Origin of the sequence: Streptomyces sp. NPDC058646, assembly GCF_042716875.1 — a bacterium.
Lineage (GTDB): Bacteria > Actinomycetota > Actinomycetes > Streptomycetales > Streptomycetaceae > Streptomyces.
On sequence record NZ_JBHXRK010000009.1, the window covers coordinates 130,122 to 147,676 of the forward strand.

19 protein-coding genes, 1 tRNA gene, 1 pseudogene and 1 riboswitch are annotated in these 17,555 nt (G+C 71.8%); of the genes and pseudogenes, 8 read left to right on the top strand and 13 right to left on the bottom strand.

The window, feature by feature from the left end; translation table 11 throughout:
• Nucleotides 1–439 precede the first annotated feature (439 nt).
• Nucleotides 440–976, bottom strand: coding sequence for a GNAT family N-acetyltransferase (locus ACFWUZ_RS13625; protein WP_384371583.1), 537 nt, complete (start codon nt 974–976; stop codon nt 440–442).
• Between the two features lie 167 nt (nt 977–1,143).
• Here ACFWUZ_RS13625 and ACFWUZ_RS13630 point away from each other — a divergent pair, with 167 nt between their 5' ends.
• Both ACFWUZ_RS13630 and ACFWUZ_RS13635 read left to right on the top strand, forming a co-directional pair.
• Nucleotides 1,144–1,320: a hypothetical protein gene (locus ACFWUZ_RS13630; protein WP_384371585.1), complete on the top strand. Its 177-nt coding sequence runs from the start codon at nt 1,144–1,146 to the stop codon at nt 1,318–1,320.
• 50 nt (nt 1,321–1,370) lie between these two features.
• Nucleotides 1,371–1,670, top strand: a complete 300-nt coding sequence (locus tag ACFWUZ_RS13635) for a hypothetical protein (RefSeq protein WP_384371587.1) — start codon at nt 1,371–1,373, stop codon at nt 1,668–1,670.
• A gap of 821 nt (nt 1,671–2,491) precedes the next feature.
• Here ACFWUZ_RS13635 and ACFWUZ_RS13640 read toward each other — a convergent pair.
• The 5 genes and pseudogenes from ACFWUZ_RS13640 to ACFWUZ_RS13660 form a co-directional block, all read right to left on the bottom strand.
• The gene (locus ACFWUZ_RS13640) at nt 2,492–3,838 is read right to left on the bottom strand and encodes a DUF445 domain-containing protein (protein WP_384371589.1); all 1,347 of its coding nucleotides are present in this window, start codon (nt 3,836–3,838) and stop codon (nt 2,492–2,494) included.
• A 263-nt stretch (nt 3,839–4,101) separates the two neighbouring features.
• Nucleotides 4,102–4,737: pseudogene (locus tag ACFWUZ_RS13645) on the bottom strand (DUF1707 domain-containing protein); the annotation flags it as partial.
• 148 nt (nt 4,738–4,885) lie between these two features.
• Entirely contained in the window at nt 4,886–5,854 is a 969-nt protein-coding gene (locus ACFWUZ_RS13650; RefSeq protein ID WP_384371591.1) for an ATP-binding cassette domain-containing protein, read from the bottom strand.
• Nucleotides 5,855–5,859: 5 nt separating this feature from the next.
• Nucleotides 5,860–6,762, bottom strand: coding sequence for an ABC transporter permease (locus ACFWUZ_RS13655; RefSeq protein ID WP_384371593.1), 903 nt, complete (start codon nt 6,760–6,762; stop codon nt 5,860–5,862).
• Entirely contained in the window at nt 6,755–7,552 is a 798-nt protein-coding gene (locus ACFWUZ_RS13660) for an ABC transporter permease (RefSeq protein WP_384371783.1), read from the bottom strand. Before ACFWUZ_RS13660 ends, ACFWUZ_RS13655 begins: the two co-directional genes overlap by 8 nt.
• 292 nt (nt 7,553–7,844) lie before the next feature.
• Here ACFWUZ_RS13660 and ACFWUZ_RS13665 point away from each other — a divergent pair, with 292 nt between their 5' ends.
• Nucleotides 7,845–10,298 carry a transglycosylase domain-containing protein gene (locus tag ACFWUZ_RS13665; protein WP_384371595.1) on the top strand — a complete coding sequence of 818 codons (2,454 nt, stop codon included), beginning with the start codon at nt 7,845–7,847 and terminating at the stop codon, nt 10,296–10,298.
• 3 nt (nt 10,299–10,301) lie between these two features.
• Here the strand turns inward: ACFWUZ_RS13665 and ACFWUZ_RS13670 are convergent, their stop codons facing one another.
• From ACFWUZ_RS13670 to ACFWUZ_RS13680, 3 genes are all read right to left on the bottom strand, one after another.
• Nucleotides 10,302–10,622, bottom strand: a complete 321-nt coding sequence (locus tag ACFWUZ_RS13670) for a multidrug efflux SMR transporter (RefSeq protein ID WP_030158619.1) — start codon at nt 10,620–10,622, stop codon at nt 10,302–10,304.
• A gap of 31 nt (nt 10,623–10,653) precedes the next feature.
• Nucleotides 10,654–10,728, bottom strand: a riboswitch (guanidine-III (ykkC-III) riboswitch).
• 86 nt (nt 10,729–10,814) lie between these two features.
• On the bottom strand, nt 10,815–11,117 hold the full coding sequence (locus tag ACFWUZ_RS13675; protein WP_048475576.1) for a co-chaperone GroES: 303 nt from the start codon (nt 11,115–11,117) through the stop codon (nt 10,815–10,817).
• 88 nt (nt 11,118–11,205) lie between these two features.
• A complete protein-coding gene (locus ACFWUZ_RS13680; protein WP_384371597.1) occupies nt 11,206–11,523 on the bottom strand; it encodes a DUF3618 domain-containing protein in 318 nt (105 codons plus the stop codon).
• Nucleotides 11,524–11,626: 103 nt separating this feature from the next.
• On the opposite strand from ACFWUZ_RS13680, the gene bcp reads away from it, so the two are divergent.
• From bcp to ACFWUZ_RS13700, 4 genes are all read left to right on the top strand, one after another.
• On the top strand, nt 11,627–12,094 hold the full coding sequence (bcp, locus tag ACFWUZ_RS13685; protein WP_384371599.1) for a thioredoxin-dependent thiol peroxidase: 468 nt from the start codon (nt 11,627–11,629) through the stop codon (nt 12,092–12,094).
• Nucleotides 12,095–12,245: 151 nt separating this feature from the next.
• Complete coding sequence (locus ACFWUZ_RS13690) at nt 12,246–12,893, top strand: HNH endonuclease signature motif containing protein (protein ID WP_384371601.1); 648 nt, start codon at nt 12,246–12,248, stop codon at nt 12,891–12,893.
• A complete protein-coding gene (locus tag ACFWUZ_RS13695; RefSeq protein ID WP_384371603.1) occupies nt 12,890–13,555 on the top strand; it encodes an HNH endonuclease in 666 nt (221 codons plus the stop codon). The genes ACFWUZ_RS13690 and ACFWUZ_RS13695 overlap by 4 nt, the downstream gene beginning before the upstream one ends.
• A gap of 48 nt (nt 13,556–13,603) precedes the next feature.
• Nucleotides 13,604–13,687 (top strand) — tRNA-Leu (locus ACFWUZ_RS13700).
• A 56-nt stretch (nt 13,688–13,743) separates the two neighbouring features.
• On the opposite strand, the gene rdgB is transcribed toward ACFWUZ_RS13700, so the two are convergent.
• From rdgB to ACFWUZ_RS13720, 4 genes are all read right to left on the bottom strand, one after another.
• Nucleotides 13,744–14,358, bottom strand: coding sequence for an RdgB/HAM1 family non-canonical purine NTP pyrophosphatase (rdgB, locus tag ACFWUZ_RS13705; RefSeq protein ID WP_384371605.1), 615 nt, complete (start codon nt 14,356–14,358; stop codon nt 13,744–13,746).
• Nucleotides 14,359–14,401: 43 nt separating this feature from the next.
• Nucleotides 14,402–14,797, bottom strand: coding sequence for a hypothetical protein (locus tag ACFWUZ_RS13710; RefSeq protein ID WP_384371607.1), 396 nt, complete (start codon nt 14,795–14,797; stop codon nt 14,402–14,404).
• 105 nt (nt 14,798–14,902) lie between these two features.
• Nucleotides 14,903–15,628: a ribonuclease PH gene (gene rph, locus ACFWUZ_RS13715; protein ID WP_384371609.1), complete on the bottom strand. Its 726-nt coding sequence runs from the start codon at nt 15,626–15,628 to the stop codon at nt 14,903–14,905.
• A 152-nt stretch (nt 15,629–15,780) separates the two neighbouring features.
• A complete protein-coding gene (locus ACFWUZ_RS13720; RefSeq protein ID WP_008742596.1) occupies nt 15,781–16,014 on the bottom strand; it encodes a glucose PTS transporter subunit EIIB in 234 nt (77 codons plus the stop codon).
• Between the two features lie 230 nt (nt 16,015–16,244).
• Between ACFWUZ_RS13720 and ACFWUZ_RS13725 the strand changes: the two genes are divergently transcribed.
• Nucleotides 16,245–17,543 carry a PTS transporter subunit EIIC gene (locus ACFWUZ_RS13725; protein ID WP_384371611.1) on the top strand — a complete coding sequence of 433 codons (1,299 nt, stop codon included), beginning with the start codon at nt 16,245–16,247 and terminating at the stop codon, nt 17,541–17,543.
• The last annotated feature ends 12 nt before the right edge of the window (nt 17,544–17,555 follow it).

Here is a 17,555-nt window from a genome sequence, read left to right on the forward strand (position 1 = left end):
GGTCGGGAGCGGGCGGACCTCGGGGGTGCCGGTGAGGCGGCGCGGGGCGCGGATCAGTACGTCGGCCGGGGAGTACGGGGCTTCGCGGACGCCGAGGAGGGCGAGGGCGGCGCCGCCGGTGAGGGCGGCCGTATCGCCGGAGAGGGGGTCCGCGGCGGGCTCGGCGGCGTACAGGACGGCGGCCAGGGCGCGTTGGCGGTGGTCCGGGGGCCCGGTCTGCAGGAGGTAGACCCGCGGCAGCAAGCGCTGCCAGGGGCCGCCCGGGCGGGTGCGGGAGGTGATCGTGGCGTCGGGGACGCCGGTGGTGACGAGCTGGTGGCGGGTGGCCAGGTTGAACTGCCGGCGGGCCACCTTGGTCTGCTGCCGCGTGGTGATCATGCGGCGGGTATGCCCGGCCGCGCACCGGCCCTACCCCGGCCGGCGCGGCACCCTGGCATCCCTAACGGTTCGGGTGGTCCGGGGAGAGGAAGACGATCACGCCGGTCTCGGTGCCGGGCCGGGCGGGGACCTCGTGCCAGCCCAGGCGCCGGTAGGTCGCCACGGTGTCGGTGGCGAGCCGGGAGGTCAGCACCCAGGCTCGCCGGTCCGGGGCGTCGGTGGTGATCTCCGTGAGCAGGGTCCGGCCGGTGCCGCGCCCGCGCGCGTAGGGACGGACGGCCAGCTCGTCTATCTCCAGGGCGCCGGTCAGGAGTTCCCGTACGCGCTCGGGTCCGAGCTGGGCCGCGACCTGGGCGTACGCACGGTCCTTGGGGAAGGCGGCCGGGGTGACCCAGCCCGTGGCGAAGCCGTCGATGCCGGTCGCGGACTGGGCCAGGGCGGTACGGAACCCCCGGCGCCGGGCGTCGGTCTGGAGGCGGGCCGCGAACTGGCGAATGGTTTCTTCGTCCTCGTTCCACGGTGGGGCGGAGAAGACGTCGGCGTAGGCGTCGACCAGTTCGTCCGCGAGGTCGAGGACGGCCTGTCCGTAGCAGATCACGATGTCCTGGCTCCTGGTGTCGGGTGGGGATTTTCCCCTTTGGGTGGGGAGATTGAATTTATGCCCCTCGGGTTCCAGGTGCGCACACCGCACGGATCCGGAGAGTGTGCGACAAATCCCCTCCTCGTGCTCCGTGTCGGGAGTCCCGGCGGCCGCGTTGAAGAGCCGTGGACAGACTGCTTCGCGCGGCCGGCCGGTGCGCGCTCGCCTTCCTTCTCGTGCTGGGCGTCGTGGCGTCGCTGCCGCGGGCCGTGCAGGACGCGGTGCCGGACGCCGTGATCGGCGGGGCCGTGCTCGTGCTGGGGGTGCTGGGCGCCCGCCGGGTGGCGAGGCGTCCGCGTTAGCCTCGTAGGACCGCTCAGCTCATAGGACAAGACGAACCAGGGAGTTCAACATGGCGCGAGTACCCAGTTCCGTGGTGGCGGCGGCCGGGCTGCTCGGCGGATACGCCGTCGCCCGGTGGACCGGGAAGCGACCGCTGGGCGGTGTCGTCCTCGGGGCGGCCGGGATCGCCGCCGGGCGGGAATGGCACCGCCGGGGCGGGGTGCCGGCGGCGGCCGGGCTCGGCACGCTGTACCTCGCCGGATTCGCCGGCGCGCACCCGCTGGCCAAGAAGGTCGGTGCCTGGCCGGCCGTCATCGGCGCGGCGGCCGTCGTCGCCGCCACGACCTGGGCCGTGTCCGACCGCACCTGACCGGCCGGTCGGCCCGACCGGCCGCCGCGGCCGACGCGGGTGGGCCGGGGCCGTACGAGCCCGCGCGGGAACGTCCCGGTACGGGTGCCCGTACGGGCCTGCGGACACGGCCGGGCAAGGGGCCACGGCGCGGCCAGGACCAGCCGGTCCCGTACGGTGCCGGGGCCCGCGCGGGTCTGCGCCCGCGAGCCGGCGGGGCCAGAGCGCCGTACGGCAGCCGGGCTCCGGCCGCGGGCAGCGTGCCGAGGCCCCGCGCCGGCTGTCGCCGGGGACGGGCTCGCCCCGGCCGTACAGGTGGCACGCCTGCCCCCGGCAGCCTGTCGCCGAGCCGCGGGCGTAGCAGCCGGGCACTGGCGGGCCGCTTGAGCCCCCGAGCGAACCCGGACGCCAGTCGCTCGCCGGGCCGCGGGGCGAACCTGAGCCATGTGACACCCCCCGGGCACGGGCAGGCCCGCCCCGGCACGGACAGATGCCCGCCCCGGCAGACCTGACCGCAGCCGGTACGCCGACCCGCTGCCAGCCGCGGGACGCAGGCCGACCCGGGAACCACACAGCCGGGGCGCCCGGCCCGCTGCCAGTCACCGGTCCGCGGCCCGTCCCCCTACGGACGCCCCCCGGCCCGACCCGGCCGCCAATGCCTCGCCCCACCCGGTCGAGCCCGCCCCGGTCGAGCCCGCCCCGGCCGAGCCCGCCCGCAGGCCGCCCCCGTACAGACGCCCCCGGCCCGGCCCGACCCGGCCGCCGAAGCCTCGCCCCGCCCGGTCGAGCCCGCCCCGGCCAGAGCCGGCCGGGTGCGGCCGGCCCCGGCCGCCAGCCGGCCCCTACGGCCAGAACGCCCGGGACACCGTGTAGATCAGCAGGCCTGCCAACGCGCCGACCACCGTGCCGTTGATGCGGATGAACTGCAGGTCGCGGCCGATGTGGGCCTCGATCTTGCGGGTCGTGTGCTCGGCGTCCCAGCCCGCCACCGTATCCGTGATCAGCGAGGTGATCTCGGTGCGGTACGTGGTCACGACGTACACGACCGCGCCCTCGATCCAGCCCTCCACCTTGTGCTGGAGGCGGCCGTCCGTGGCCAGGCGCGCGCCCAGCGAGATGAGGGAGGCGCGTACCCGCAGGCGCAGCTCGCTCTGCTCGTCCTCCGCCGCCGAGATGATCATCGACCGGATCGCGGTCCAGGCGGAGGCGATCACGTCCTGGACCTCGCCCCGCGCCAACAGCTCGGACTTGAGCCGCTCGACCCGGGCCCTGGTCTCCGTGTCCGACTGGAGGTCGGCCGCGAAGTCCGTCAGGAAGCGGTCCACCGCCCCCCGGGCCGGGTGCTCCGGCATGTCCCGCATCTCCGTGACGAAGCGCAGCAGCTCCTTGTACACCCGGTCGCCGATCTTGCGGTCCACGAATCGCGGGGTCCAGCCGGGCGCCCCGCCCTGGACCGCGTCCATCACCGATTCCCCGTGCGTGACCAGCCAGTCGTGCGCCTTGGCGCACACGAGGTCCACGGCCCGGTGGTGCCCGCCGTCGGCGACGACCCGCTGCAGGGTCTTGCCCATGGCGGGCGCGATCTCGGCGGTCTCGGCACGCCGGGTGACGGCCTCACCCACGATCGCCTGCACGTCGGAATCGCGCAGTACGGTCAACGCCCCGCGCAGCGCCGTGGCCAGCTCGGCGGTGACCCGGTCCGCGTGTGCGGGCTCGGCCAGCCAGGCCCCGAGCCGGCCGCCGATGCCGAGCGCGTGCAGCCGGGCCCGGACCACGTCGGAGGAGAGGAAGTTCTCGCCGACGAACTCGCCGAGGGAGATGCCGAGCTGGTCCTTCTTCGTCGGGATGATCGCGGTGTGCGGGATGGGCAGGCCGAGCGGCCGCCGGAAGAGGGCGGTGACGGCGAACCAGTCCGCGAGCGCGCCGACCATGCCGGCTTCGGCGGCGGCCGCGACGTAACCGGCCCAGGCGCCGGCACCGGTGTGCTGCGCCCACTTGGCCAGGACGTAGACCAGCGCGACCAGCACCAGCAGGCCGGTCGCGGTGGCCTTCATCCGGCGGACGCCGCGTCGGCGCTCCTCGTCCGCGGCGCTGAACACGAAGGCCCCGCCGGCCGGCGGCCCCGGTGGGGCCGGCGACTGCGGCGGTGCCGGCGGGGCGGCGCCTCCGGCTGCGGTGCGGTAATCCACGTGCTCCTGCCTTCCCCCGGGGGCGCCGGTTTTGTCTGCATAGCATCCGACTCCCGGGAGGCGCGAGGAGTTCCCGCCACGCCAGGTCGCTCCCGCGAAGGGGTACGGGGCCGGGGCCCCCGGGACGGCACCTCAGCCCCGCCCAGGGCCTCGACCGAGCGCCGAGCCGCCTCCCAGGACAAGGCCCGAGGCCCGGGCCCAGACCCCAGGGCCGAGCCCGGCAGGCCCCGCTAAAGCTCCTTGCGGGGCCTGCCGCCGCCCAGGGACTTCGGGCGCTTGACCTTGACCTCGACCCCGCCCCAGAAGGCGAAGCCGGTCACCACCACCCGGGGTGCGCCCGGATCGGCGGGGCCCCCGGAGTCCCCCTGGTCGAAGGCGCCCATGAAGCCGAAGCCCCGTACGTCGACCTCCACGCCCGGCGGCACGGTGATCTGGATGCCGCCCATGATGGCGACGCAGTTGATCACGACCTCGCGCTGCGCGAAGTTCGCGTACCGGAGGTCGAGCTCCCCGCCGCCCCAGAACGCCACGGCGTCGAAGCGGGCGGGCACCGTCCAGTGGCCCTTGCGCTGGAACCCCGACATGACGGCGACCGCCGCCGACGAGGAGCCCGCGCCGCCGATCCGGGCGGGCCAGGACGCCGCGTGGCCGGCGGCCACCGGCACCCCCGCTCCCCCCAGGGGCGCGGCGGCCCCCGGCGCGGCCGGCAGGTCCCGGGTCAGCGGTTCCAGTTCCGCGTACGTCCGGGACGTGTAGACCGCGTCCAGCCGCTCCTCGAATTCGTCCATGTCGAGCCGGCCCTCGGCGACGGCGTCCCGCAGACGCTCCACCACCCGGTCGCGGTCGGCGTCCGACGCCCTCAGCTCCGGCAACGGCTTCTCCGGCCGCTCGTCACTCATGCGCACCAGCCTATGCAGTCCGCCGGAGGAGTTGTATGACTTGCCCCTGATCAGCCCCTGACACGTACCCCGACTCACCCCCGAGACGCCTCAGGCGGCTACCCCGGAGACCGGCCCCGGAGCCCCGAGCCGCCCCCGCGCCGGCCCCTCACCCCCGCCCCGCGTACATCCGCGCGATCACGTCCTCGATGTCCGGCTCCCGCACCGACAGGTCCACCAGCGGATGGTCGGCCGCCACCGCCGCCACCAGCGGCGCCGCCGAAGCACCCGCCGGGAACGCCAGGTACTGCCGCGGCCCCTCGACCTTCACCACCCGCGCCCCCGCCACCTCGATCGGCGGCAGCTCCCGCTCCAGGTCCACCACCAGCGTCCGCTCGCTCTCCCCGGCCGCCCCCGCCGCGTGCAGCCCCTCCAGCCGCCCGTCGTACATCAGCCGCCCGTGGTCGATCACCATCACCCGCTCGCACAGCTGCTCGATGTCCTGGAGGTCGTGCGTGGTCAACAGCACCGTCGTACCGAGCTCCTCGTTCAGCTGCCGCAGGAAACCCCGCACCTTCGCCTTGCTCACCACGTCGAGCCCGATCGTCGGCTCGTCCAGGTACAGCACGTCCGGATCGTGCAGCAGCGCCGCCGCGATGTCCCCGCGCATCCGCTGGCCGAGCGACAGCTGGCGCACCGGTACGTCCAGCAGCTCGGCCAGGTCCAGCCGGTCCACGCAGCGCTCCATGTTCCGCGCGAACCGCTCCGCCGGGATCCGGTACATCCGCCGCATCAGCCCGTACGAGTCCTTCAGCGGCAGGTCCCACCACAGCGTCGTGCGCTGCCCGAACACCACCCCGATCCGGTGCGCGAGGCGCATCCGCTCCCGCGCCGGGTCGATGCCGGCCACCCGCAGCCGGCCGCCGCTCGGGGTGAGGATGCCGGTCAGCATCTTGATCGTGGTGGACTTCCCGGCGCCGTTGGGCCCGATGTAGCCGACCATCTCGCCCCGCGCGACCTCGAAGCTGATCCCGTCCACCGCCCTGACCTGGCGTTTCTCCCGGCGCACCAGGCCCACCCGACGCCGTACGTCGAACACCTTCTCGACCTGCTCCAGCGCGATCAGTGTCTCCGCCATTGCGGTCAGCTCCCCGTGCTTCGGTACGAACGGACACCCGCGCGCCACGCCAGCGACGCGGGCAGGAAGGCCAGGAAGGCGACCAGCGGGCTCGCGTACGCGACCCACCCCGGCAGCCCCAGCGGATCGGGCCGCCCCAGGATGTACAGGGCGGGCAGCCAGTTCACGAAGGCCAGCGGCACGACGAAGGTCACCCCGCGCAGCAGGTCCTTCGCGAACACGGTCGGCGGGTACTGGAGCATCGTGCAGCCTCCGTAGGTGAAGGCGTTCTGCACCTCCGCCGCGTCCCCCGCGAGGAACTGGAAGGCCGCACCGGCCACCAGGACCGCCCCGAAGATCGCCGCCCCCGCCACCACCATCACGGGCACCAGCAGCACCCGCCCCGCCGTCCACTCCACGTCCAGCACCGACAGCGCCCAGACCAGCACCCCCACCCCCTGCGCCACCCGCCCCAGCCGGCGCAGCGCGAAACGGTCCGCCGCGACCTGGGCGAGCACCGGGACCGGCCGCACCAGCATGGTGTCGAGCGAACCGTCACGCACCCGCAGCCCCACCCGGTCGGTATTGCCCAGCAGCAGGTCCGCCAGCCCCAGCGAGGCCGAACACGACCCGTACAGCAGGGCGATCTCGGGCAGCGTGAAACCGCCGAGGACGTCCACGTGCGAGAACATGACGGCGATCGCGACGAAATCCAGGAGCGTGATCGCCGCGTTCCCGAACGTCGACAGGAAGAACGAGGTCCGGTACGTCATCGTCGACCGGATCCACATCGCCGCGATCAGCCCGTAACCCCGCAGCCCCTCCCGCGCCCGGCTGCGCCGCGGCACCTCCAGGGCGCCCGGCCCTCCCGGCACGTCCGGAACCACCGGCCCCCGGCCGGGATCCCGCTCCACCACTGCCTCAGCCACCCTGGACCACGACCTTCCGCGTCGCCGCCGACTGCACCATCCGCCCCGCGCCCAGCAGTACGCACGCCCACCCCGCCTGGAACCCCAGCGCCCGCACCGCACCCCCCGCCCCGGCGTGCTTGCCCAGCAGTACGTCCATCGGCACCTGCAGCATCGCCGCCCACGGCAGCACCCGTACGAACTCCCCGAAGGCGCCCGGGAACACGGTCAGCGGCAGCAGCACCCCGGAGAAGAAGATCGACGCCACGGTCGCCATCAAGTTGATCCCGGACCCGTCCATCAGCCAGAACGCCGCCAGTCCCAGCAGGTAGCGCACGGCGAAACTGATGACGAGCCCGAGCGTGACGGACACCAGGAACAGCAGCCAGCGCACCGGGTCCACGGGCAGCGCCAGCCGGAAGACCATGGCTCCCGCCAGCAGCGGGACGACGCCGCGCCCCAGCAACTGGAAGGCCGCCCGCCCCAGATCGGCGGCGAGCCACCACATCTGGAGGTCCGCGGGACGGTACAGGTCGACGGCGATGTCCCCCGTCCGGATGCGCTCCTGCATCTCCTCCTGGAAGCCGCCGCCGATGAACGCCCCCGCGGCGAGCAGCGACTGGCTCACCCAGACGAAGGTCAGCGCCTGCGCCTGGTCGTAGCCTCCGAGTCCGGGCCGTTCGTCCCACAGCGCCACGTACGTGCAGGCCACGATGAAACCGAAGACGGTGTTCGTGAACACCCCTGCCAGCGTGGCCGTTCCGTACGTGGCGTAGCGCCGGAACCCGCCCGCCGCGACCGCCAGGTACAGACGCGCCCCGTCGCCCGCGCCCCTGCCCGGCCCCGATGTGCGACCGGATGCGCGAGCCGTTCCGCGCCCCGGCGCGGGAGCCGCTCCGCGATGCACCGCACCCCTCCGTTTCCCAGGTCGTTCCCACGACGTACCTACGTCGCAGCCAGATCGGCCAAAGCGCGCGAGCTTAGTGCGGAGGGGCGATCCACGCGACCGATTTACGCCCGTCCGACGCGGAATCACCGGCCATCGGGTAGACACCATGAGGTACAGAAGTGGATATTTCGTACGGCGTCGAGGAGCCCTGGAGATGAGCGACCAGTCACCCCCACCGGGCTGGACCCCTCGCGACCCGGACACGTCCGAAGGACAGCAGCCGCCCCGGGACGACCCCCCGCCCGCCACGGCCGGGCCCGGCGCCGGACCCGGCAAGAAGGCCCGCCGCAACCGGAAACGGACCGGCTGGCGCCGCGCCCTCCCGACCTGGCGCATGCTCCTCGGCGCCCTGCTGCTGGGCGCACTGCTGCTCGGCGGCGCCCTGACGGCCGGCTACCTGCTGGTCGACATCCCGCCGGCCAACGCCGCCGCCACCGCCCAGTCGAACGTCTACCTCTACTCCGACGGATCCCCCCTCGCCCGCGACGGCGAGGTCAACCGCGTCAACGTCCCGCTCTCCCAGATCCCGCGCACCGTCCAGGAAGCCGTACTGGCCGCCGAGGACCGGGACTTCTACTCCGAACGGGCGGTGGACCCCAAGGCCATGCTCCGCGCCGCCTGGAACACCGCGACGGGCAAGGGCACCCAGTCCGGCTCCACCATCACCCAGCAGTACGTGAAGAACTACTACCTCGGCCAGGAACAGACCATCAAACGCAAGGCCAAGGAGTTCTTCATCGCCATCAAACTCGGTCGCGAGAAGTCGAAGGACTACATCCTCGAGGGCTACCTGAACACCAGCTACTTCGGCCGCAACGCCTACGGCATCCAGGCCGCCTCCCAGGCCTACTACGGCAAGGACGTCGACCGGCTCACCACCGCCGAGGGCGCCTACCTCGCCACCCTCCTCAACTCCCCCAGCGCCTTCGACGTCGTCACCCACCCCCAGGCCCGCCCCCGCGCCCTCGCCCGCTGGAACTACGTCCTCGACGGCATGGTCAAGAAGGACTGGCTGCCCGCGGCCGAACGCGCCGCCACCCAGTTCCCCGAACCCGGCAGGTTCCGGCCCGCCGCCGGACTGTCGGGACAGCGCGGCTACCTCGTCGAAGCCGTCAAGGACTACATCACCGAGCACAGGATCCTCGACGACAAGACCCTCGCCGAAGGCGGCTACCGCATCACCACCACCATCGACAGGGTCCGCCAGAGCGACTTCAGCGAAGCCGTCGACGCACAACTCGTCAGCAAACTCGACCCCGTGGCCCGCAAGGCCGACCGGCTCGTCCGGACCGGCGGCGTCTCCATCGACCCCGCCACCGGCAAGGTCGTCGCCATGTACGGCGGCATCGACTACACCAAGCAGTACGTGAACAACGCGACCCGCCACGACTACCAGGTCGCCTCCACCTTCAAGCCGTTCGTCTTCGCCGCCGCCGTCGAGAACGACTCCCGCACCCAGGACGGCCGCCGGATCACCCCCCACACCGTGTACAACGGCGACAACAAACGCCCCGTCGTCGGCGGCCGGATCCGCTACAGCCCCGAGAACGAAGGCCAGGTGTCCTACGGCAACATCACCGTCAACACCGCCACCGACCTCTCCGTCAACGCCGTGTACGCACAGATGGCCGTCGACGTCGGCACCGCGAAGGTCAAGCAGACGGCCATCGCCCTCGGCATCCCCGAGAACACCCCCAACTTCGACGCCGGCCCGGCCATGGCACTGGGCACCCTGCAGGCCAGCGTCCTCGACATGACCCAGGCCTACGCGACCCTCGCCGACCACGGCCGCCGCACCCCCTACACCTTCCTGGAGCAGATCACCAAGGGCGACGACACCATCGGCCTGCCCGACCGCGAACCGGTCCAGGCCGTCTCCCGCGAAGCCGCCGACACCACCACCTCCATGCTGGTCAGCGTCGTCGACAACGGCACGGGCACCGCGGCCCTCGCAGCCGGCCACCCCGCCGCGGGCAAGACCGGCACCGGAGAACTGGACCGCTCCGCCTGGTTCGCCGCCTACACCCCGAACCTCGTCACCGTCGTCGCCATGATGGGCCAGGACCCGGACGACGGAACCCTCCAGTCCCTGTACACCGCCCTCGGCGAACCCCGCATCAGCGGCGGCGGCTACCCCGCCCGCATCTGGGCCGCGTACACCAAGGCGGCACTGGAGGGCAGCGACCCCCTCGACTTCGACCTCGAACTCCAGCCGGGCGCCGCCCAGCTCCCCCCACCGCCCCCGGCCGAGTCCGACCCGACGCAGGAGACCCCCGGCGAACGCCCGCCCACGCCCCCGGGACGCCCGACCCCGCCACTGCGCCCCACCCCGCCGACCGGCGGCCAGGACAACGGAGGCCGGGACAACGGAGGTCGGGACAACGGCGGACAGACCCAGGGAGGCCGGACCCAAGGGGGCCAGGACAACGGCGGACAGACCCAGGGAGGCCAGACACAGGGAGGCCAGACACAGGGCGGGCAGACGAACGGCGGCCAGACCGACGGCGGGGCCGCCCAGGGCAACCAGGGCGGCGCCACCACCGGCACCGAGGGCACCGACGGCGGCGCCACCGAAGGCCTGCGCCCCCCGTCGGCCTTCCTCGAATAGCGGTCAGTGACCGGAGGTCGCCTTCAGCCCCACCACGGCGACCAGCAGCAGACAGATGAAGAAGATCCGGGCGGCGGTGACGGGCTCACCCAGCACCGCCATACCGAGCACCGCCGCACCCGCGGCACCGATACCGACCCACACCCCGTACGCCGTACCGATCGGCAGCGTCTTCGCGGCGTAGGACAGCAGCACCATGCTCGCGACGATCCCGGCGCCCGTGAACACACTGGGCCACAGCCGGGTGAAACCCTCGGTGAACTTCATGCCGATCGACCAGCCGACTTCGAGCAGACCGGCGACGAGCAACAGAACCCAGGCCATGACAGGCACCTCCGGAACGAGAGCGGAACGGGGTGCGTCGTCTTGTCGTCAACCCGGTACGGCGCGTCTCGTCGGGGGTTCCCCTCCACCGTAGCAAAGGGCAGCCGAAAGGGCCGGTGACCTCGGCCACCAGCCCTTCCCCACACACCAGCTCAGAGATTCACAGATCCGGAGACCTGAAGACCCGGAGGCTCACAGGTACAGCCCGGTGGAGTCCTTCGACCCCTCCAGCCGCTCCGCGGCCACCGCGTGCAGGTCCCGCTCGCGCATCAGCACGTACGTCGCCCCCCGCACCTCGACCTCCGCCCGGTCCTCCGGGTCGTACAGCACCCGGTCACCGGGCTCGACCGACCGGACGTTCTGGCCGACGGCGACCACCTCGGCCCAGGCCAGCCGCTTGCCCACCGCGGCCGTCGCCGGGATCAGGATGCCGCCGCCCGAGCGCCGCTCCCCCTCGGGAGAGTCGGACTTCACGAGCACGCGGTCGTGGAGCATGCGGATGGGCAGCTTGTCGTGGGTGGTGTCGTTCTCGCTCACGACCCGAACCTACCCGCCCCCGCCCGCCCCGCACGCCCCAGGGTCGTCACCGCTTGCGGCGCGCCGACAGCACCAGCAGCCCGACCACACCCGCCGCCAGCAGAGCGACCGGCACGATCCGCTCGACGCGCGGAGCGCCGTCCTCGTGCCGCAGCCCGTCCTTCACATCCGTCACGAGCCGGTTCACCGCGACGAAGGCGCGACCGGCGGTGTGGTCGACCGTCGAGGCGACCCTGGCCTTCGCGTCCCCCATGATCGTCTTCGGGTGCATGCGCACGCCGATCTCGTCGAGCGTCTCGGCGAGCTGCTCGCGGCGGCGGACGATGTCCGCCTCGATCTGTGCGGGGGTCCTGGCTTCCGGCACCGCGCTGCCTCCGTCGTCGTGGTCTGTGGGGCGTAGTGCCCCATGAACAGGCTGTCAGCTTAGTCTCGTGACATAACGATGCCCTCCCGAGGAGACTGTTGAGATGAGCGAGCGACTTCAGCCGGGCGACACCGCCCCCGCCTTCACCCTGCCCGACGCCGACGGCAACGAGGTCTCGCTCGCCGCCCACACGGGCCGCAAAGTGATCGTCTACTTCTACCCGGCCGCCCTGACGCCGGGTTGCACCAAGCAGGCCTGCGACTTCACGGACAACCTGGACGCGCTGGCCACGGCCGGCTACGACGTCATCGGAGTCTCGCCGGACAAGCCGGAGAAGCTCGCGAAGTTCCGCGAGAAGGAGGACCTGAAGGTCACTCTGGTCGGGGACCCCGACAAGGAGACGCTGACGGCCTACGGCGCGTACGGCGAGAAGAAGCTCTACGGCAAGACGGTGACCGGTGTCATCCGCTCGACCGTGGTCGTGGACGAGGAGGGCAAGGTCGAGCACGCCTTCTACAACGTCAAGGCCACCGGCCACGTAGCGAAGATCATCAAGGACCTGGGCATCTGACGCCCCGCCCCACCCCGGGGAGCGGCCCGCACCATTCGGTGCGGGCCGCTCCGTTCATCGGGGAAATCGGGGCGGCGTAACCGTCCGACTATCGGCCCGTTACTCCGTGCGGGTGCCGCACACGCGGCCGAGCGACGGAGGAACGACAACCATGCCGATCAGCCCGTACACGAAGGAACGCCTGACGGAGGCGGCGGAGGGGGCCAGGACGCTGTCCGAGGCACTGGAGAGGCTGGGGGTGGACCCTGCGAGCGGCTCACGGGAGTACATCCGCCGCCGCATGAAGCAACTGGGTGTGGACCTCTCCCACTTCGAGCGCGACGGGGTGAAGTGGACCAAGGAGGTCCTGGCTGAGGCCGTCGCCGCTTCCACGACCATGTGCGAGGTGCTCAGGCACCTTGGCCTCGAGGTCGTGGGTGGCCACCACACCCACATCAGCCGCAAGGTGAAGGCCTTCGGCATAGACACCTCGCACTTCGCGCCGCCGCCAAGAACGGCACACATGCGGGAGAACCGACGGCGACGCTCCGCCGAGGAGATCCTTCGTGAGGACCGGTCCCCGAAGGCCGCCAGGGTGCACAACACCAGGCTGCGCCGCGCACTCCTGGAGTCCGGGCGCGAAGAGCACTGCGCCCTGTGCGGCATGGACGGCACGTGGCTGGGACAACCCCTGTCCCTGGAGATCGACCACATCGACGGCGACTGGCGCAACAACCGGGCCGGCAACCTCCGGTTCCTGTGTCCCAACTGCCACTCCACGACGGACACATACCGCGGCCGAGGCAAGGCACGGCGGTGACCGGCTCGGCCCGTTACACGCGAGAGGTCCTGGCCGAGGCGGCGGCGCAGTGCAGGGACGTCGAAGAGGTCATCGCGCGCTACGGCATGGAGCCGCACCCCCGGAGGCTGGGGCAGTACCTGATGCGCCGCTTCTCCGCCTACGGCATCGACGTCTCGCACTTCGAGCGGCGGCCTTACAGGCGTCACCAGAAACCGGACGAGGCCTCTCTGCGCAGCGCGGTCGCCGCGTCCGTGTCGTGGGCGCAGGCCCTGCGCCACCTCGACCGACCGGCCACCTTCGCGTGGAGGACATCGCTCAAGGCGTGGGTCAGTGAGTCGGGACTGGACACGTCGCACTTCCTGGGCCAGGCACACCAGCGCGGCAGACCAGGAACTGTTGCCGCCCGGCCGGCCGCAGAAGTCCTCGTCCGCCACGACGGACAGCACCGCACAAGGACCGCAGTTCTGCGCCGTGCGCTTCGCGAGATCGGTGTCCTCGACGTCTGCGACCGTTGCGGGACACCACCCGAGTGGTGCGGGCGCCCGATGACCTTGGAAGTCGACCACATCAACGGCGACTGGAGCGACGACCGCCGGGAGAACCTGCGACTTCTCTGCCCCAACTGTCATGCGCTGACGAGCACGTGGTGCCGAGGAGGTCGGCGCAAGCCAACTCGTTGATCTTGCCCCACCCGCACGGCCGCCTGCCGCTATCATGGCAGGCGGCTAGCGGCGGTGGCGCAGAGGTGACGCAGCAGACTTAGGATCTGTGGCCCGTGAAACGGCTTGAGGGTTCGAATCCCTTCCGCCGCACAGCGACGGCCTGCGAATCGAAGGAAGGATTCGCAGGCCGTTTTTCATGCCCCCCGTCAGCCCAGCAGTTCCCGGACCACCGGGACGAGGGCGCGGAAGGCCTGGCCGCGGTGGGAGATGGCGTTCTTCTCCGCCGGGGTGAGCTCCGCGCAGGTGCGGGACTCGCCGAGGGGCTGGAGGACCGGGTCGTAGCCGAAGCCGCCCGTGCCCGACGGGGTGTGGCGCAGGGTGCCCAGGAGGCGGCCTTCGACGACGCGTTCCGTGCCGTCCGGGAGGGCCAGGGCGGCGGCGCAGAAGAAGTGGGCGCCGCGGTGCTCGTCGGAGATGTCCCCCAGCTGGGCCAGCAGGAGCTCCAGGTTGGCGGTGTCGTCGCCGTGGCGGCCCGCCCAGCGGGCGGAGAAGATGCCGGGGGCGCCGCCGAGGACGTCCACGCACAGGCCGGAGTCGTCGGCGACCGCCGGGAGGCCGGTGGCGCGGGCCAGGGCGTGGGCCTTGAGGAGGGCGTTCTCGGCGAAGGTGACGCCGGTTTCCTTGACGTCGGGGATCTCCGGGTACGCGTCCGCGCCGACCAGCTCGTGCGGCAGGCCGGCGTCGGACAGGATGGCGTGGAGCTCGGCGACCTTGCCCGCGTTGCGGGTGGCCAGGATCAGGCGGCTGGGCGTGGAGGTCATGCCTCCATTATTTCGGTCCCGTGGGCCCGGTCCCGCGACCGGGTCAGCCCGGGGTGCAGACCTTGGAGATCTCGCTCGCCGCGTCGGCGACGGGCTGGATGTCGGGGGTGGCGTCGCCGCTCTCGATGGCGGTGCGGACGTTCTTGACGGCCGCCTCCATCGAGTCGATGGCCTTGCCCAGGTCGGCGTTGCCGGTCTGGTCGCCGATCTTCTTGAGGTTCGTCTCGATCTGGTCGAGGGCGTTCTGGGCGTCCTGCGGGCTGTTGCCGGCCTGGGAGACCGCCTGCTGGAGGTCGTTGGCGCCGTCGGTGATGGCCACGGCGGTGTTGGCGCAGTCCATGGCGGTGGAGATGGCGTCGCACGCGGTGAGGGCGGGTATCGCGAGGGCTGCGGCGAGGGCCACGGCGGCGATGCGGTGCTTCGGCTTGATCGGCTTCACTTCTGGTCCCCCGGGAACTCGGATGCGTGGACGGGCGCGCGGCTGTGACACCGTGCGCCCGTATCTGCGTAGACGCCGGGCCGGACCCGGCGGTTGCCGCTGGTCCTACAGTTCCAGTGCGCCGAGCTGGATGGCTTCCAGGTCCGCGCAGCCGCCGGCCGCGAGGTCGAGGAGGGCGTTCAGTTCCTTGCGGTCGAAGGGCTCGCCCTCGGCGGTGCCCTGGACCTCGACGAAGCGGCCGTCGCCGGTGCAGACGACGTTCATGTCCGTCTCGGCGCGCACGTCCTCCTCGTAGCAGAGGTCGAGGAGGGGGACGCCGTCGACGATGCCGACGCTGACGGCGGCGACGGTGCCGGTGAGGGGCTTGCGGCCGGCCTTGACGAGCTTCTTCTGCTGGCCCCAGGCGACGGCGTCGGCGAGGGCGACGTAGGCGCCGGTGATCGCGGCGGTGCGGGTGCCTCCGTCGGCCTGGAGGACGTCGCAGTCGAGGACGACGGTGTTCTCGCCGAGGGCCTTGTAGTCGATGACGGCGCGCAGCGAGCGGCCGATGAGGCGGGAGATCTCGTGGGTGCGGCCGCCGATCTTGCCGCGGACGGATTCGCGGTCGCCGCGGGTGTTGGTGGAGCGGGGCAGCATCGAGTACTCGGAGGTGACCCAGCCTTCGCCGCTGCCCTTGCGCCAGCGCGGGACGCCTTCGGTGAAGGAGGCGGTGCAGAAGACCTTGGTGTCTCCGAAGGAGATGAGGACGGAGCCCTCGGCGTGCTTGCTCCATCCGCGTTCGATGGTGACCGGGCGGAGCTGTTCGGGCGTGCGGCCGTCGATGCGAGACATGGCTGTGAGCCTAGTCCCTGCGGGGGAACGCGGAGACCCCGTCCGGGTGGTCCGGGACGGGGTCTGCGGTGGTTCCGGTGGGTTGCGGTGCGTCCGCGGTGTGCGGGGTTCCGGGGCCCGGGGGTGCGGCTAGGACGCGCGGGAAGCGCGGATCACATCATGTCTTCGATGTCGGCGGCGATGGGGTCGGCGTCGGTGCCGATGACGACCTGGATCGCGGTGCCCATCTTGACGACGCCGTGGGCGCCGGCGGCCTTGAGGGCGGCTTCGTCGACGAGGTCGGGGTTGACGACCTCGGTGCGCAGGCGGGTGATGCAGCCTTCGACCTCTTCGATGTTCTCGATACCGCCGAGCCCGGCGACGATCTTCTCAGCCTTGGTGGCCATGTGTTTCTCCCTGGGTGTTACGAAGAACGAGTCTCGGCGGCCGGGTGCGTACGGGTCCCTCGTACGCGGCCCGCATTTTCACGGTAACGCACGGTTGGCCCAGCTACGCGAGCGCATGACCGGCACCTGTCGAATGATGACGATCAGCTGCAACCTGCCCACAACTGGTCTACACCAGTGTGCCGCAACTGTGGCAACTGCCAAAAACGGGCCGGCCAGGAAGGACGCCGATGAGTGCGAGCCTCGCCAAGGACGCTCCGCAGCCCAAGTGGTGGAACGGCTTGTTCCAGGGGCTGCAGAAGATGGGCCGCAGCCTGCAGCTGCCCATCGCCGTCCTGCCCGCCGCGGGCATCCTGAACCGCCTGGGCCAGGACGACGTGTTCGGCAAGGACGGCCTCGGCTGGACGGACGTCGCCAAGGTCATGGCGAGCGCGGGCGGCGCCCTGCTGAACGCGGACCTCGGCCTGCCGCTGCTCTTCTGCGTGGGCGTCGCGATCGGGATGGCCAAGAAGGCGGACGGTTCGACCGCCCTGGCGGCGGTGGTCGGCTTCCTCGTCTACCGGAGCGTCCTGCGGGCCTTCCCCAAGGCGTGCCCGGAGGGGACCCGGGACATCCGGGGTGGCTGCCTGGGACCCGAGGACACCTTCGCCGAGTACACCTTCCAGAATCCGGGGGTCTTCGGCGGCATCGTCATGGGCCTGCTGGCCGCCTGGTTCTGGCAGCGCTACCACCGGGTCAAGCTGGTCGACTGGCTGGGCTTCTTCAACGGCCGCCGTCTCGTGCCCATCATCATGACCTTCGTCGCGATCGCCTTCGCCGTGCTCTGCCTGTGGATCTGGCCGCCGATCGGCGGCGCGCTGGAGAGCTTCTCCGACTGGTTGGTGGGTCTGGGCGCCTGGGGTGCGGGCATCTTCGGCGTGGCGAACCGTGCGCTGCTGGTGATCGGCCTGCACCAGTTCCTGAACGTGCCGGTGTGGTTCCAGTTCGGCACCTTCACCAAGCCGGACGGCCAGGTCGTGCACGGTGACATCCCGATGTTCCTGGCGGGCGACCCGGAGGCGGGGCAGTTCCTCTCGGGCTTCTTCCCGATCATGATGTTCGCCCTGCCGGCGGCGGCGCTGGCGATCACGCACTGCGCCAAGCCGCTGCGGCGCAAGGAGGTCGGCGGCCTGATGCTGTCGGTCGGCCTGACCTCGTTCGTCACGGGCATCACCGAGCCCCTGGAGTACTCGTTCCTCTTCGTCGCGCCGGTGCTGTACGCGGTCCACGCGGTGCTGACGGGCGTCTCGATGGCGGTGACGTGGGCGCTGGGGGTGCACGACGGGTTCAGTTTCTCGGCGGGCCTGATCGACTACGTCATCAACTGGAGCCTGGCGACCAAGCCCTGGATGATCATTCCGATCGGTCTGGTCTTCGCCGTCGTCTACTACGCGGTCTTCCGCTTCGCCATCACGCGGTTCGACATCCCGACGCCGGGGCGGGAGTCGGACGAGGAGATCGAGGAGATGCAGAAGGAGAACGTCAGGTAGTCGCGCGCGGTA

What these genes read in the sequence shown, in the direction of transcription:
- ACFWUZ_RS13635 (WP_384371587.1), top strand. Translation starts at nt 1,371, where the DNA reads ATGGCGCGAGTACCCAGTTCCGTGGTGGCGGCGGCCGGGCTGCTCGGC.
- ACFWUZ_RS13650 (WP_384371591.1), bottom strand. Translation starts at nt 5,854, where the DNA reads ATGGCGGAGACACTGATCGCGCTGGAGCAGGTCGAGAAGGTGTTCGAC.
- ACFWUZ_RS13665 (WP_384371595.1), top strand. Translation starts at nt 7,845, where the DNA reads ATGAGCGACCAGTCACCCCCACCGGGCTGGACCCCTCGCGACCCGGAC.
- ACFWUZ_RS13670 (WP_030158619.1), bottom strand. Translation starts at nt 10,622, where the DNA reads ATGGCCTGGGTTCTGTTGCTCGTCGCCGGTCTGCTCGAAGTCGGCTGG.
- ACFWUZ_RS13675 (WP_048475576.1), bottom strand. Translation starts at nt 11,117, where the DNA reads ATGCTCCACGACCGCGTGCTCGTGAAGTCCGACTCTCCCGAGGGGGAG.
- bcp (WP_384371599.1), top strand. Translation starts at nt 11,627, where the DNA reads ATGAGCGAGCGACTTCAGCCGGGCGACACCGCCCCCGCCTTCACCCTG.
- ACFWUZ_RS13690 (WP_384371601.1), top strand. Translation starts at nt 12,246, where the DNA reads ATGCCGATCAGCCCGTACACGAAGGAACGCCTGACGGAGGCGGCGGAG.
- rdgB (WP_384371605.1), bottom strand. Translation starts at nt 14,358, where the DNA reads ATGACCTCCACGCCCAGCCGCCTGATCCTGGCCACCCGCAACGCGGGC.
- rph (WP_384371609.1), bottom strand. Translation starts at nt 15,628, where the DNA reads ATGTCTCGCATCGACGGCCGCACGCCCGAACAGCTCCGCCCGGTCACC.
- ACFWUZ_RS13720 (WP_008742596.1), bottom strand. Translation starts at nt 16,014, where the DNA reads ATGGCCACCAAGGCTGAGAAGATCGTCGCCGGGCTCGGCGGTATCGAG.
- ACFWUZ_RS13725 (WP_384371611.1), top strand. Translation starts at nt 16,245, where the DNA reads ATGAGTGCGAGCCTCGCCAAGGACGCTCCGCAGCCCAAGTGGTGGAAC.